We start from the raw sequence: 722 nt of genomic DNA on the forward strand, positions 1-722 counted from the left end.
TAACCAGCTCCTCCACCAAAATACTCAGCAAATGTCTGATTCATTGAATAAAGCTGATTGCCCGTGATCGCTTCTGTTGAACCTTTAGAAATTTCTCCATCTAATAGAAATTTTAATTTGCTGTTTTCTTGTTCCGCTATAACTTGACCATCTTTCTCTTTGTTCTTTACATGACGCGCGACAAAGGCATTGGCTTCATCATTCCACAACAAAGCATTCTGCTCAATGGTCTGTGTAAGTTCATTGCTGTTCTTAGAAAGCTCATTATGAAGATCTGTCAGCGATGTATCAACACCGCTAAAGGCTGAACCAACATCATGATATGACTGACCACCAACAACATACGTCGGAAGATTGCCTACAAGAACATCAGCACCACCACCTAAATAGCTCGATGTATTTTTAGAAACACTGTCTAGATTAGTAGTCACTGTCGTAACATTTTTATTAGTCGCAAATAACTGAGAGCCATTTACAACTTCTGTCGATTCTGCTGAAAGCACTCCTGCCTTAACACCTGAAAGTGTCCGATCCGTACCAGTCTTGTTGGCAATGTTGAGTTCTGTACCTTCTACTTCTTTACCAATAGTGATAACCTTCGTATTATCATCCTGCTTGGCAAGGCTATCACTGACAACATTAGTTACATCATTATGAACATTCGTGATAGAACTCGCAACTCCAGCAAATGCTTCCGATACACTATTGTAAACCTTTTCCTC

1 pseudogene is annotated in these 722 nt (G+C 39.9%); it reads right to left on the reverse strand.

Features of this window, described 5'->3' with window-relative positions:
• Positions 1-722 (reverse strand): annotated as a pseudogene (locus tag ACFIL3_RS10800) (hypothetical protein); the annotation flags it as partial.

Origin of the sequence: Bartonella sp. CE47NXGY (assembly GCF_042195415.1) — a bacterium.
Taxonomy (GTDB): Bacteria; Pseudomonadota; Alphaproteobacteria; order Rhizobiales; family Rhizobiaceae; genus Bartonella.